The organism is Shouchella tritolerans, assembly GCF_025770735.1.
GTDB lineage: Bacteria > Bacillota > Bacilli > Bacillales > Bacillaceae_D > Shouchella > Shouchella tritolerans.
On record NZ_JAODPB010000009.1, the window covers coordinates 13,472 to 26,944 of the forward strand.

The following is a 13,473-nucleotide window of genomic DNA, read 5'->3' on the forward strand; positions in this document are numbered from 1 at the left end:
TGCTCTATGTATACAGCAACGTCTTCACGTTATGATGATATGATATACAACCAATGCGGAAAAAGCGGCTTGAAGCTTCCAGCTATTTCATTGGGATTGTGGCAAAACTTTGGCGCCGACACGAGCCAGGCTAAAGTAAAAGAAAAAATTTTTCGTGCGTTTGATTTAGGGATTACTCATTTTGACTTGGCCAACAATTATGGCCCTCCTCCTGGTTCTGCCGAAACAGCAATGGGCACGATACTAAACAGCGAACTAAATCGCTATCGGGATGAACTCATTATTTCGACGAAAGCAGGCTACGACATGTGGCCTGGCCCATACGGGGATGGCGGTTCAAGAAAGTATCTCATCGCTAGCCTTGACCAAAGCCTAAAACGGCTAAAAGTTGATTATGTCGATATTTTCTATCATCATCGCTATGATCCAAACACGCCGCTGGAAGAGACAATGGCTGCACTCGACGCCATTGTCCGCCAAGGGAAGGCGCTCTATATTGGCTTATCGAATTACGGGCCTAAAGAAACAAAACAGGCGGCCACAATTTTAAAACAGTTAGGCACGCCTTGTGTCGTTAACCAGCCTTCGTATTCGATGTTGAACCGTTGGATTGAGGGAGGGCTGCAAGACGTCCTCGCTGAAGAAGGAATTGGCACTGTCGCTTTTGCGCCGCTGGCGATGGGTCTCTTAACTTCGAAATACTTACGCGCCATTCCAGAAGGCTCCAGAGCGGCTAAAAACGAATGGTTTAAAGCAAATGTGACCGAGGAGCAGGTAGGGAAAGTAAAAGAGCTTCATAAAATTGCCGAAAACCGCGGGCAAACAATGGCCCAGTTTGCTTTAGCATGGGTATTAAGAGATGGCCGTGTCACGTCTGCTTTAATCGGGGCGAGTTCCATCGAACAAATCGAAGAAAATGTAGCTGCATTGAACAATTTATCGTTTAGCCCAGAAGAATTAAATGCAATTGATTCGATCGTAGGCAGCGATAAATGATCAAAAAAAGGAGAGTGATGATCACTCTCCTTTTTTTGACCGCTAGGCCTAAATCGCTGTAACGACCCAGGCGACTTTCAAGGAAAATATCATCCAGTTATTGCTATGGACAGAGCAGCGGCAAACAATTACGCTAAGGAGCATAAAGCAAGAAAAGAGGTGTTTGCATGGAACGGTATAACCAGTTGGCAAAAGCTTTTGCGTACACACCTATCCATGTTTATGGAGTATATAAGAGCAGGCTTGAAGCCAATCGCCTTTATCGTGGCCATGTTGACCAGCCAACGGCTTATGGCGGGCTTATTCTTGGGCTTCGAGGTAGCGCACGTTTTACATTTAACGGTTCTAATTCAATCGAAGTCAGCCAAGGGAAAGCAATCATCGGTGGTTATCAAATGCGTTTAGAGTTAGAAGTCGGTGAAACGGGCTGTGAATACGCGCTTGTTCACTTTTTGCCAGACAGACGCTTGCCAGAGGCAACTTTGTTTCAAAAAGCCCACCAACTGGAGTACCTATTTGAACCGAGTGTGTTGCAAATGATTGATGAGCTTTTGCAAGCTGATGCGGCGCCAGGGGAGATAGCGGCACTGCAAAAAAAAGCGCTGTTCTACCAATTGCTTGCAAATGTCCTTCGATTAGCACAGTTGCAGCAGAAGCCTAAAAACAGCGAAGCGATGGAAGAGACAATCCGTTATATCCATGCCCATTACCATGAACCGTTAACATTACGGCAATTGGCTGCCCGTTACAATATGGCGCCTAAATATTTTTCTGCCGCTTTCCGTAAATGCACAGGAGTTGGTCCGATTGACTATGTGATCCATTGCCGTATGAAGCGAGCCCACCAACTACTAATGACAGGGGCGTTTACTGTCAGTGCGGTTGCCCGCAGCGTCGGGTATCAGGATCCCTATTATTTTAGCAGGTTGTTTAAAAAGCAGTTTGGAGTCGCTCCAAGCTACGTTCGCCTGGAAATGAAGAAATAATCCATCTGTAAAACAGGAAACTGTCTATTTTACATAAAGTCATTCCTTGTTATCATTTTAAATGATAATGATTATCACTATTAATAGATAAGAACGAAAGGAACGTACTTTATGCACCATTCACTTAAATCACTTGCTTTAAGCCTTTTGCCGCTAGTGCTTCTAGGAGCTTGTGCAGGTAATGTTGATAACGATGCCAATGACGATACAGAAAAAAGCAGTGAGCCCACTGTCTCAAGCGCGTTTCCGCGAACATTGGAAGATGCAAACGGAGACTTTACACTTGAAAAAGCGCCGCAAAAAGTAGCAATTGCCCATTGGGGATTTGTCGATTCTTTTTTGCTTTTTGACACGCCTTCCGCTGCGGTGGTGCTGCCTTTCTCAGAAGAACAATCTGTATTAAAAACGGAAGTGTACGAGCCTTATGTAGAATCGTTCGACGAGCTGGAAGTAGTTGGCGAAAATCAGCAAGTCAATTTGGAAGCGTTGCTTGCCTATGAACCAGACCTCATTATTGCAGGGAACCAAGTAAATGAGAATATCGACCAATTGCAGCAAATTGCGCCTGTTTTTGTCGTGGATGAGGAAGAAGTCAACGTGTGGGGAGATTGGCCTGCGCTTGTGTCTTTGTTTGGCGAGATTCTTGGCCAGGAAGATGCCGCTGAATCATTTATTCGTTCTTTTGAAGAAAAAGTCGCGGAAGGGCGCGAAAAATTAGTAAATACAGAAGGCGAAGTGGCTTTTTTGCAAGCACGAGAAGCAACAGCTTGGCTGCAAGGTACGAACTATTTGCCATTGTACTATGACCAGTTGGGGCTGCCTGTTGCAGATGCACCAATCATGAAAGAAGGGGCAGAAATCTCTCTTGAAGGGATAAGCGAATTAAACCCCGACCATCTTTTCATTGGCTATTTTCAAGGAGACAGCGACTCCTCTTCTTCAATCATTAGTGAATGGGAAGAGACGAATGTATGGAACAGCCTGCAAGCGGTAGAAAAAGGCCAAGTGTATGAAATGAATGGCGAACTTGCCCTTGGCTATGGGCCAATTGGGCAATCGTACGGGCTCGAACAAGTGGTAAAAGCATTGGAGTAATGAAATGCACAGCCTGCTAAACGCTGTAAAGCGCTTGGCAGGCTTTTCGTTTGTGAGCATTACAAACCCACAATAGAACGATTGGAAGACAGTTGTATCTATTGATTATCTTGCAGCTATCTATCTTGTCCGGAACGTAAACGACTTCGTTCCTGATGATGTAAGCGGAATGAGATCGTAGCTGTGATGAAAGCCAAAAAAACAAACAAAGACGCGATCAAGGTTAAATAAGTTATTGGGAAAGAAGCAATAACCGAACCGCCAAAGGCAGCCCCTAACGTCATACCGATGTTCATCAAAGCGGTATGAAAGCTTAATACGATCTCGGAAGAACGTGGTTTTAACGACGTTAAATAATATTGGTTTGCAGGTGTCGTAGTCCAGGTCGCTGCCCCCCATATCATGATCGTTAATAATAGTATATTTGGCCTGTTTACGGCGAAAAACATGCTTATTAAGGCAAGCGTATGAACCATTAAACTGATGCTTATTGTTTTTTTGGGTCCCCACCGATCAACAGCAAATCCGCCAACACGTGATCCTATTAAGGCGAATAAACCAAGGAGAAATAGCGCACTACTGATTTGTTCAATAGAAAAATGAGCCGTTTTGCTCAAGAACGGGGCAATATAGGCAAATAATAGTGTGTACCCTAAAATCCAGAGAATCGTTACGGTCAAACCAGTAAGTAACCGTTTATCACTTAGAATGCGCAGTTGCTGTTTAAGGGGTGTGCCTGGGTTTCCTTCTTTAGAAGGGATAAGGCGCATTAAAAAGATAAGTGTAATCAATGTGATAAAGGCTAAAAATAAGTATGTGTAACGCCAGTCTACATACGCAGACGCAAACGTGCCGATAGGGACACCAACAACCAAAGATAATGTAAATCCAGTGAGTACGATCGCCATTGCATTCCCTCGTTTTTCTGGGACTGCTAGGCTTGAAGCATAATGAGTAGCAATGACAATATAAAGTCCGCCACTCATAGCCATCATCATCCGTGCCATTAGCAGCATCCAATAATTAACACTCAAAAAGGCGATTAAATTTGATACGAAAAAGAGAGCGAGCGAAAGCAAAAGCATGTTTTTTCGGTTGTACTTGGCGGTTGCTAAGACTAAAACAAGCGCCCCAAAGGCGTATGCTAGCGAGTAAAAAGTTAATAATTGCCCAGCCGCTGAAATGGAAACGCCAAAATCGGCGGCGATGATTTCCAATATACCTGATACGATAAACTCAGCAGTGCCTGTTAGAAATGCACCAAGAGCTAGCAAATATGTTAATAATCTGTTCATATGCACTCTCCCTTACTTCCATTATGTGTTCCAGTTTATATGTTGTTTGTTCATAAATAAAATGCTAAATTTTTATTAAGGAGATGAACAAATACTTATGACCATTTCTAGATTTGAAGTTTTCACGACTGTCGTCGATTTAGGGAGTTTTACGAAAGCAGCAAAAAAATTAAACATGACTCAACCTGCTGTTAGTCATGCGGTGTCAAGTCTTGAATCAGAATGGGGTGTATCGTTATTAATTAGAGACAAGAAAAAAGGGTTGCGCCTTACGGAAATAGGCCAGAAAACGGTTATTCACATGAGGGAAATAGTAAGTCGGATTGAAAAAATAAATCAAGAAATTGCTTTTGCCTCTAACATAGAGAAAGGCACAGTCCGCCTTGGCATTTTTTATAGCGCATCGGCTTGTTTACTACCGAAGATACTAGCTCAATTTCAGAGAAAGTATCCGAATATCGAATTTGTACTTTTTGAAGGCACTTATGAAGAAATAAACGATTGGTTAGAATCAGGGGTCGTTGATGTCGGGTTTATTATAGAGACTAATGAGACAACAGCGTATGAAACGCTGCCGCTCGTTAAGGATGACATTGTCGTTGCTTTTTCTGAGCGGCATTTTTTAAATAAGTACGAGTCTGTAACGATTAAGGATATTGCCAATGAACCATTCATTATGCCAAAAGGCATGTATGCGCCATATATATTCGAAATATTTAAAGATGCTCATACAGAGCCCAATATTTGTTTTGAAGTGCAAGATTGCACAACAATTGCAAACTTAGTGAAAGAAGGGCTTGGTATCACGATTGGCTCAAAATTATTCCTAAAAACTCATAGTCAACTAAAGTATAGGGATCTAACGGTCAAAAATGTACGTGATATTTCTTTAGCGTTTAATAGCAGCAAAACGTCTCCAGCAGTGCAAGCCTTTCTAAAAGAGGCAAGGCGCGTTTTTGATCGTTAAACGAAAACAGAGCTAAACAGAAGAACAGGGCTTTGGGTAGTGGCAGGAACGTCATCGATGTAAAGCGAATCTAGGTGAAAGACAAATTAGGGGTGGTCGTATGAAAAATACAAGACAAGCAGATAGGCTTATGGCTTCTGAAATAAAATTTGTTATAAAATGGAGGGCTTATGGAACCGACGATTGAATTGGCGAGAAAATTAATCGATGAACAGTTTCCAGAGTGGTCAAACCTAGAGATTAAACATGTGCAAAAAAGCGGTCATGACAATCGGACTTTTCGCCTTGGCGATACGATGAGTATACGCTTGCCTAGTCATGAGGCATACGCGCCTCAAGTTGAGAAAGAGGCAAAATGGTTGCCTATGCTTGCCCCTCATTTTGACTTGCCAATAACAGTACCAATTGCGAAAGGGAAGCCTTCTCGTTTGTACCCGTATTCTTGGTCTGTCAATCGATGGATTGAAGGCCAAACTCTGGACAGAAGCAACACTGATTTACAACAATTAGCCGTTGATTTAGCTGCTTTCTTAAAAAAACTGCAATCGATTGACTGTAAAAATGGCCCATTAGCAGGCAAACATAACTTTTTCCGTGGCGGAGATTTAGCAGTTTATAAACGTGAAACAGAAAGGGCAATGGCAACGTTAGGCGAGCAAATCGATGGGAAAACATGTGCACAAATTTTTAAAGAAGCATTAAGCTCAAAATGGAGCAAACCGTCAGTGTGGGTGCATGGAGACGTAGCTCCAGGGAATTTATTAGTCAAAAACCGAAAACTGGCTGGTGTCATTGATTTCGGCAGTTCAGGTGTAGGCGACCCTGCATGCGATTTAGTGATGGCATGGACATTTTTTGACAAAGACAGCCGAAACATATTTAAAGAGGAAATGGGTCTTGATGCAGATACGTGGAATCGCGGGAAAGGGTGGGCTTTATGGAAAGCGTTAATTACGTATAATTCCGAAGTCGATGACGTTCGTCAAAATGCTCATTTCACAATTAAAGAAATCTTACAAGATTAGCGAGTTGAAAGAGAGATGGATGGATAGCCTCTCTCTTTTCTTTTAGGGATGTTCCAGCTATGCAAGGCGGCGGTCAACTGCAGTTCCTTGAAGCGTCTAGAGCCCGCAGACAAGGCTTTAGAAACGAACCAATCGCTTTATCGGTAAACCAACAGCACGTTCCCGCATTGAAACGCTTTTGATTCGACTAATGTAAGCTTTTTCGTAGTATTGTTAAATAACCGTTGTCCCTTTCCAATACAGACAGGATTGACGATGAGGCGGTACTCATCAATTAAGTCATGTTTGATAAAAGTTTGCGCAATGTGTGCACCGGCAAAGAGGGCAATATTTTTACCAGGCTGAAGCTTTAGTTTTTCCGCTTCCAAAGGCACATTTCCCTTTACCACTCTCGCATTCCACTCAGCCTTTTCTAGCGTGCGAGAAAAAACAACTTTGTTCATCTGATTCATTTTCCTAGCAAATAACCGGTTTTTTTCTGTGCTCGTTTGCTCAAATTCAGCCGAAGGCCAATACTGGAGCATTTTCTCGTAGGCAATCCGTCCATACAATAACGTATCCACAGTATCCAAAAAGCGATCCATAAAATCGTGCATTTCCTCATCCATTACATGCCACGAACAATCTCCTTCTTTCCCAGCAACAAATCCATCCAAAGACATAACCATTGACAAGGTAATCTTTCGCATTGGCCTCATCCTTTCCAATTACTAAATTTCGTTAGAGATACTAAAAATAATGAGTCAATAGATGCGAAGCAACCATTTTGCACTCCGTTTTATTATAAGGTAGAAGAAATGAATCGATTTCTTTTTAATTGCTAACAAGTCGCATTTAGCAAGTGTTGTTGAGATCGGTTTAACCGAGGGAGATCGATGTGTCTAACAATGTGTAGAAGGGGTGAAAAAGAAAAAGGAGAATCAAAGAATATCCAAATTTCCTTTAACGCCACAAGTTCGTAAATCACAAAAATTGGGAGGGTTCATTGTGTCTGCTAAACTTGGACTTACAGACGAACAGAAGAAAAAATTAAGAAAAAGTAAAATAAGCATGTCTACTATACATACGATAAATCCTATCGATTTAGCTGACATATTAGAGATAACAGTAGAAGAAGCCCAACAAATGGTGGCCAGCGCACAATTTCAACGTTTGCCGTCAATCGGTCCTGTCTTAGCAGAGAACTTAGTCCATCTTGGTTTCTTGCATCTTAATGATGTGAAGGGGAAAAGTGGCAGTGAGTTAACCGATTTGTTGGAACAACATTGTGGCTGCTGGGTTGACCCTTGTGTCGAAGATCAACTTAGACTAGTCGTCCACTTTGCAGAAAAGCCCCATTCAAACAAAAAGTGGTGGGATTTTACAGAAGAACGGAAAAAATACCGAAAAGAACACGGATATCCAGCAGATCGGCCCAAAAAGCCTTGTAACAATCTAATGAAAACAAAACTCATTTAAAGGTGTTTACAGTTTTGATAGGGGCGTTTTTTGGAGGGACTGGGAAATAGTTAGCGCATCCATTGGAGTGACATTCGCCAATAGAGGAGAGCTTTTGTAGGTGCTACTATCGATTGGGTGATAGTCAGAAATCGGGAAAGGAGAAAAATTAATGATCCTTTACGCTACTGTTCTGTTTTTATTATCCATATGTCTTGCCTTTCAATATGTAACAGCATTTATGTTTCTCATGTTTGGAAGAAACACCCCATATGCTCGTTTTGTAGAAAATTTTTATGAACATCAGCCAAAAGATTGTATAAACGTTTTCTATATAGAAAATTATGGGTTAGCTATTTCTCATTATATTAAAAGGGAATAAAGGGAAAAGTAGTTTACGCTTTTCAATGGCTTTTATTCATCATGATAGCGTTGGTCCTTCTTTCTTTAGCTAGACAAATAAGCGAGAGTTATTTCTAAATGTTATTTAGAGATAAATCCTACAGTTTTGACCATTAATTTTAGAAACTGAGGTGGGAGGAATAAAGTTGGCAAATGTTATCAGTTATATAATAGGGCTAGCCCTCGCTTTTCAGTTGATTATAGCTATGCTGCATCTCATTCTAGGTAAAAACACGCCTTTTGTTGTTTTAGTTAATAAGTTGTATGAAGAAACGCCAAGAGATATATACGATAAAATAATGAATGCATTTTATTATGCTTACTTTGGGCTTGCTGTACTTTTATTTCAGATTGCAATCGAAAGGTTTGGAGGCATAAAGGGCAGGTTCGTTTTCCTATTAGAAGGAATAGGGATACTTGTGGTACTCGCTATTTTAGTCAACATCCCCCACATGATCTAAAAATGGTAGCAAACAGAAACAAATTTAAATGGCCTGTTGTTCCATATGCCTGCACGGGATGGGGTTTGGTTTGTAAGATACAAAGATGTTCATTCAAACGAAGATGTGATCATTCAAAAAACCTCTTTTTCTAAATGGAAAGAAGTGTGTAACGAATTCCTTGAACGGACAGTCTTCCACGCTGCCAAATAAAGGAGGGGTGTTTTATGAACATATACAAAACATCAAGAGATAAGAAGGTTGTATTTGGTTACAGTGCGTTGGTTGCGGGGTTGACTGCTATTATGGCGATTGTGTTCATGGTCGAAGACTCCATTGGGCGTTTATTGTTTTTTGGCCTTTTATTTATGATTGGAATGATTTATTTTGTTGGCGGGATGGTGTTTATTACATATGAGTTGAAAGAAGAGGGTTTGTTTGTTCAAGCTGGTTTAATTAGCCGTTTTTACTCTTATGAAAGCATGACAGCGCTTGAACCGATGGGCAGTCCTTTTTCTGGAAAAGAGCGAATCGTTGGTTCTTCTCAAGGATTCACGATCAAGCATAATGGGCCAAAGGGAGAGGTGAAAATCTCGCCTGAGCGGATGGGAGAATTTAAGCAGGAGCTGCTCAAACGTGCGCCACATTTAGATGTGCAAGTGAAAGCAGATAGTCGATAGGAGGAAGACACATGTCGGTTGAATTTTATCGAAATCGAATTCGGGAGACGGAAAATGCCATCCAAGCAGCCAATGAAAAAATTGCTCGCTTAAGAGCGTGCAGGGCCCGCTTAATTGGGCAGGAAATCATCATGGGCGATACAAAACATACTTTTAAAGAACTGGAATTAACGAAAGAGAATTGGTATGGGAAGCATGCGGACGAATTTGATGCTGAGCGTGAATCGGAAGTGGTGAGCCCTTATCAAGATCTCCTTAATGAAGTCGGCAACACGATTGAAAAGGCGACGAACGAAATCAGTGCTACACAAGATGTCATCAACTTTCAAAGCAGTTTGCCAAGCAATTATCAAATTGGTCTTGAACGGGCGATCGAGAGGGAAAAGGAAGAGTAGGATTGCCGCTGTTTTTTGGTTTCCAGCGATATTCATGCATACAAACGCTCAGAGAATCGTTCTCTGGGCGTTTGTGGTATCTTTTCTAATGTTAATGGCTATGTTGTCCGTCTACGTTTCGTAAGTTTGCATAGGTGGAACTAACATTTTACAAGAGATTGCGTTAAAATAGAGAGAAATGTGCGGGAGGCGTTTTTTAGTGATTTACATAGGTTTAAGCGGCTGGGGTGACCATCATAGCTTATACGAAGGCGTAAAGCCAGCAGAAAAGTTGCAAACGTATGCGGGCTATTTTCCGATTGTGGAGTTGGATGCCTCGTTTTATGCCGTTCCACCCCAATCGTCGATCCGAAAGTGGTTAGACGAAACGCCGGCGTCCTTTCAATTTGTTGTCAAAGCGTATCAGGAAATAACAGGGCACCAGCGAGGAGAGACGCCTTCTCCTTTTCAATCGAAACAAGAAATGTTTGCTGCTTTTTTGGAGTCGATCCAACCGATGGCGGAAGCAGGCAAACTAGCGATGGTTTTATGCCAGTTTCCCCCTTGGTTTGATGTTCAGAAAAAACACGTTGCTTGGCTTCGTGTAGTGCGCGAGCAATTAAAAGATTTTCCAGTCGCGCTTGAATTCAGGCATGAATCGTGGTTTTTGCCTGCTTACCGTGAGAAAACGCTGGCGTTGATGCGCGAGGAAAATTGGATTCACAGCATTTGTGACGAACCGCAAGCTGGGGCACGCTCGATTCCAACTGTGCTCGAGCCAACAGACCGCCATAAGACATTGGTCCGTATGCATGGACGCAATGTCCATGGTTGGAATGGCCCGAGCAAAGGGCAAGAATGGCGTGATGTTCGCTATTTGTATGATTACAACGAACGGGAGCTTGCTGAATGGAAAACGCGCCTTCAGTCGCTCCGACAACAATGTGAACATGTTTATGTGATTTTTAATAACAATTCTGGTGGTCATGCGGCTCAAAACGCCCGCGCATTGATCGAGATGATGGGCATCGAATATACGGACCTGGCGCCAAGACAGTTGGATTTATTTTAAAAGCACACGAACAGCAAGCGTCTAAGCCTCGTGCTGTTTAAGGGTGACACTAGCTTTTTGGGTGTCCATATTTAAATATGATTATACAGAAAGCTGGTTTTTTAATGGAATATGTACTGCTCGTATTAGTAGGTTTTGCTGCAGCGGCGTTTGGGAGTTTGCTCGGTCTTGGGGGCGGTGTGGTCGTCGTGCCTGCTTTGCTTGGACTCGGTAGCTTGTTTGCCGCTGTCGACGTCATTTCTCCGCAAACAGCTGCAGGCACGTCTTTATTTGTTATGATTTTCACTGGCATTTCTTCTGTGCTCGCCTATCATAAACAGAAAACGATTGATTGGAAAAGCGCACTTCTTTTTTTGATTGGTATTGTTCCTGGGGCGATTCTTGGGACTAGCGCCAGCAAAGTGTTGTCAACGGATTCGTTTATGTTTTATTTCGGCCTTTTTATGCTCGTTATTGCGGGTAGTTTATTTTTGCGGGGAAAGCTAAAACGCAAAGATGCGCCTGTTAAAGGAGTGATTCGTGAAAGCACGGATGAAGCAGGAAATCGTTTTGTTTATGGCTATTCGCCTATTACCGCCATTCTAGTCAGCATTGGCGTTGGCTTTTTATCGAGCCTCTTCGGTGTCGGTGGAGGGGCGTTAATGGTTCCCGTCATGATTGTCTGGTTTGGGTTCCCTGCTAAAATAGCTGCCGCTACCGCCATGCTTGTTATTTTGTTTTCGGCCGTGTCAGGTTCAGCTGCCCATTTTGCGGCTGGTCACATCCACTGGCTTTATGCGCTGGCGCTTATTCCTGGCGCGTGGTTTGGTGGCAAGGCGGGTGCTTGGCTCAACCAACGAATTCGCTCTAACTTGCTCGTGTGGTTGATGAAGCTTGTCTTTATTGGGCTTGCGGTGCAGTTTATTCTCCAAGGCCTGTTATAATCACCACATATCAGGAACAGATCGAAATAAGAGGAGGCGACTTTGTGACCAAGACGGTTACCATTTATCATACAAACGACATCCACAGCGGTTTTGCCACATGGCCCCGGATTGTCTCATATATAAAGCGGCATCGCCATCCCCTTATGCGCTATGTCGATTTAGGAGACCATGCAGACAGGGCAAACCCGCTTACAGAAGCGACTTACGGAAAAGGAAACATTGAGCTTTTAAATGAAGCAGGCGTTGATTTTGCCGTACCTGGCAACAACGAAGGTGTGACATTTTCCAAACAAATGCTTCACGAGATGTACGAGCATGCTTCATTCCAAGTGCTTGCCGCCAATTTGATTGACCAACAAACAGGGACGTATCCGAACTGGGTCAAGCCTTATTGGGTCGATGAAATGGAAGGTGGCATTCGGATCGGCTATATTGGCTACACTGCCTCCATGATCCACTTCTATGAGCAGTTGGGTTGGGATGTTGCTTTTTCTATAGATAGACTTCGCCAGTTGGCGCAACAAGTTGCTGCCAAGGCAGATGCACTTATCCTTCTCTCCCATCTAGGGCTGCCTCGGGATGAACAAATTGCTGCTGAAATCGCTGAAATTGATGTCATTATCGGTGCCCATACACACCATGTCCTCCCACATGGAAAGCGCATAAGTGGGAAGCTGATCGCTCAAGCGGGCAAACATGGCCAATATTTAGGGAAATTGTCGCTTGAATTTGCAGAGGGAAGCCATGAATTTCTTTCCGCAGAAGAAGAACTGCTTGACCCCCGGAATTTTGATGAGGATCCGGGTGCGCGTATGCTCCTACAGTCGTTGCAAACAAAGGCGCAAGCTGCTTTAAGTGCTCCTGCGGCCGTGCTTACACGAAAGCTGGAAGTCAAATGGTTCGAACATTCGGCTGGGCCGCAAGCGCTGTGTGACGAACTGAGTGCTTGGTGCGGCGCTGAGCTTGGGATGCTAAATGCAGGCGTGCTGTTGGAAAGCTTGCCGGAAGGGCCAGTCACGTACGGTGATCTTCATCGCATTTGCCCTCATCCGATTAATCCGTGCATTGTTGAGTTGACCGGGGCGGAGCTGATCGAAACGATCGAGCGTGCGCAAACCGATGATATTGTACAATTGCAGTTAAAAGGATTTGGTTTCCGGGGGAAAGTGCTCGGGACGATGGTGTATACAGGAGTTGACGTCAAGCCTGAAGGAATCTTCGTTTGCGGCAAACCGATTGTTGACGAACACATATACAGACTGGCGACATTGGATATGTATACGTTTGGGTTTTTGTTTCCGAAAATTGCCGAGGCGAAAAAGAAAACGTATTTGCTCCCTGAATTTTTGCGCGATATTCTGCTGGACATGTTGAAAAAATGGCACTGATTTCTTTGCCTGCTCATATGTTGTGGTGAAACAACTTATAAAGGAGCGGGGCCAATGATTGATGTTCAGCCAATTACGATTGAGAAGGAAATGTTTGTCGCCATTACGGTCAAATTGCCGAAAACTAACTTTATGGCCGTGACATGCGACACAGGATACATTATGTGTGGCGCCCTTGACGTGAAGCTGTTAAACGAAAAGCTGAAAGAACGAGGCATTATCGCAGGACGTGCGGTTGGCGTTCGCACAATTGAACAGTTGCTTGAAGCGCCGCTGGAATCTGTTACACTCAAGTGTGAGGAGTTAGGCATTCACAAAGGAATGACAGGAAAAGACGCGCTTTTAAAAATGAAACAATCGATGTAAATGAGTTGAAAACAGGAGTTGACG

General features: G+C 43.2%; 15 protein-coding genes. 13 read left to right on the forward strand and 2 right to left on the reverse strand.

All coding sequences use genetic code 11. The annotated features are described in order from the left end of the window. The first annotated feature begins 6 nt into the window (after positions 1-6). The 3 genes from N6H06_RS20395 to N6H06_RS20405 all read left to right on the forward strand — a co-directional run bounded on the left by N6H06_RS20395 (position 7) and on the right by N6H06_RS20405 (position 3,077). Positions 7-996: an aldo/keto reductase gene (locus N6H06_RS20395; RefSeq protein ID WP_263707835.1), complete on the forward strand. Its 990-nt coding sequence runs from the start codon at positions 7-9 to the stop codon at positions 994-996. 167 nt (positions 997-1,163) lie between these two features. After that, entirely contained in the window at positions 1,164-1,982 is an 819-nt protein-coding gene (locus N6H06_RS20400; RefSeq protein WP_062749900.1) for an AraC family transcriptional regulator, read from the forward strand. A 111-nt stretch (positions 1,983-2,093) separates the two neighbouring features. Then, entirely contained in the window at positions 2,094-3,077 is a 984-nt protein-coding gene (locus N6H06_RS20405) for an ABC transporter substrate-binding protein (protein ID WP_062749899.1), read from the forward strand. A 116-nt stretch (positions 3,078-3,193) separates the two neighbouring features. Here N6H06_RS20405 and N6H06_RS20410 read toward each other — a convergent pair whose 3' ends face one another. Then, the gene (locus N6H06_RS20410; protein WP_062749898.1) at positions 3,194-4,372 is read right to left on the reverse strand and encodes an MFS transporter; all 1,179 of its coding nucleotides are present in this window, start codon (positions 4,370-4,372) and stop codon (positions 3,194-3,196) included. Between the two features lie 97 nt (positions 4,373-4,469). Between N6H06_RS20410 and N6H06_RS20415 the strand changes: the two genes are divergently transcribed. Together N6H06_RS20415 and N6H06_RS20420 are read left to right on the forward strand one after the other, a co-directional pair. Next, positions 4,470-5,339 carry a LysR family transcriptional regulator gene (locus N6H06_RS20415; RefSeq protein ID WP_263707836.1) on the forward strand — a complete coding sequence of 290 codons (870 nt, stop codon included), beginning with the start codon at positions 4,470-4,472 and terminating at the stop codon, positions 5,337-5,339. 170 nt (positions 5,340-5,509) lie between these two features. Then, positions 5,510-6,364 (forward strand): aminoglycoside phosphotransferase family protein, encoded by an 855-nt coding sequence (locus tag N6H06_RS20420; RefSeq protein ID WP_062749896.1) that lies wholly within the window; start codon positions 5,510-5,512, stop codon positions 6,362-6,364. Positions 6,365-6,501: 137 nt separating this feature from the next. On the opposite strand, the gene N6H06_RS20425 is transcribed toward N6H06_RS20420, so the two are convergent. Continuing rightward, complete coding sequence (locus N6H06_RS20425) at positions 6,502-7,053, reverse strand: dihydrofolate reductase family protein (protein WP_062749895.1); 552 nt, start codon at positions 7,051-7,053, stop codon at positions 6,502-6,504. Between the two features lie 298 nt (positions 7,054-7,351). Between N6H06_RS20425 and N6H06_RS20430 the strand changes: the two genes are divergently transcribed. The 8 genes from N6H06_RS20430 to N6H06_RS20465 all read left to right on the forward strand — a co-directional run bounded on the left by N6H06_RS20430 (position 7,352) and on the right by N6H06_RS20465 (position 13,449). Further along, on the forward strand, positions 7,352-7,822 hold the full coding sequence (locus N6H06_RS20430) for a helix-hairpin-helix domain-containing protein (protein ID WP_263707837.1): 471 nt from the start codon (positions 7,352-7,354) through the stop codon (positions 7,820-7,822). Positions 7,823-8,349: 527 nt separating this feature from the next. Continuing rightward, positions 8,350-8,664: a hypothetical protein gene (locus tag N6H06_RS20435; protein WP_263707838.1), complete on the forward strand. Its 315-nt coding sequence runs from the start codon at positions 8,350-8,352 to the stop codon at positions 8,662-8,664. A gap of 206 nt (positions 8,665-8,870) precedes the next feature. Next, positions 8,871-9,323 (forward strand): PH domain-containing protein, encoded by a 453-nt coding sequence (locus N6H06_RS20440; protein WP_062749892.1) that lies wholly within the window; start codon positions 8,871-8,873, stop codon positions 9,321-9,323. 11 nt (positions 9,324-9,334) lie between these two features. Continuing rightward, positions 9,335-9,718: a DUF5082 domain-containing protein gene (locus N6H06_RS20445; RefSeq protein WP_263707839.1), complete on the forward strand. Its 384-nt coding sequence runs from the start codon at positions 9,335-9,337 to the stop codon at positions 9,716-9,718. Between the two features lie 199 nt (positions 9,719-9,917). After that, entirely contained in the window at positions 9,918-10,769 is an 852-nt protein-coding gene (locus N6H06_RS20450) for a DUF72 domain-containing protein (protein WP_263707840.1), read from the forward strand. Positions 10,770-10,846: 77 nt separating this feature from the next. Next, positions 10,847-11,692: a sulfite exporter TauE/SafE family protein gene (locus N6H06_RS20455; RefSeq protein ID WP_258184696.1), complete on the forward strand. Its 846-nt coding sequence runs from the start codon at positions 10,847-10,849 to the stop codon at positions 11,690-11,692. A 44-nt stretch (positions 11,693-11,736) separates the two neighbouring features. Further along, positions 11,737-13,083 carry a bifunctional metallophosphatase/5'-nucleotidase gene (locus N6H06_RS20460; RefSeq protein WP_263707841.1) on the forward strand — a complete coding sequence of 449 codons (1,347 nt, stop codon included), beginning with the start codon at positions 11,737-11,739 and terminating at the stop codon, positions 13,081-13,083. A 54-nt stretch (positions 13,084-13,137) separates the two neighbouring features. Then, positions 13,138-13,449, forward strand: coding sequence for a YunC family protein (locus tag N6H06_RS20465; RefSeq protein ID WP_094426374.1), 312 nt, complete (start codon positions 13,138-13,140; stop codon positions 13,447-13,449). Positions 13,450-13,473: the final 24 nt, after the last annotated feature.

What these genes read in the sequence shown, in the direction of transcription:
- N6H06_RS20395 (WP_263707835.1), top strand. Translation starts at nt 7, where the DNA reads ATGTATACAGCAACGTCTTCACGTTATGATGATATGATATACAACCAA.
- N6H06_RS20400 (WP_062749900.1), top strand. Translation starts at nt 1,164, where the DNA reads ATGGAACGGTATAACCAGTTGGCAAAAGCTTTTGCGTACACACCTATC.
- N6H06_RS20405 (WP_062749899.1), top strand. Translation starts at nt 2,094, where the DNA reads ATGCACCATTCACTTAAATCACTTGCTTTAAGCCTTTTGCCGCTAGTG.
- N6H06_RS20410 (WP_062749898.1), bottom strand. Translation starts at nt 4,372, where the DNA reads ATGAACAGATTATTAACATATTTGCTAGCTCTTGGTGCATTTCTAACA.
- N6H06_RS20415 (WP_263707836.1), top strand. Translation starts at nt 4,470, where the DNA reads ATGACCATTTCTAGATTTGAAGTTTTCACGACTGTCGTCGATTTAGGG.
- N6H06_RS20420 (WP_062749896.1), top strand. Translation starts at nt 5,510, where the DNA reads ATGGAACCGACGATTGAATTGGCGAGAAAATTAATCGATGAACAGTTT.
- N6H06_RS20425 (WP_062749895.1), bottom strand. Translation starts at nt 7,053, where the DNA reads ATGCGAAAGATTACCTTGTCAATGGTTATGTCTTTGGATGGATTTGTT.
- N6H06_RS20440 (WP_062749892.1), top strand. Translation starts at nt 8,871, where the DNA reads ATGAACATATACAAAACATCAAGAGATAAGAAGGTTGTATTTGGTTAC.
- N6H06_RS20445 (WP_263707839.1), top strand. Translation starts at nt 9,335, where the DNA reads ATGTCGGTTGAATTTTATCGAAATCGAATTCGGGAGACGGAAAATGCC.
- N6H06_RS20455 (WP_258184696.1), top strand. Translation starts at nt 10,847, where the DNA reads ATGATTATACAGAAAGCTGGTTTTTTAATGGAATATGTACTGCTCGTA.
- N6H06_RS20465 (WP_094426374.1), top strand. Translation starts at nt 13,138, where the DNA reads ATGATTGATGTTCAGCCAATTACGATTGAGAAGGAAATGTTTGTCGCC.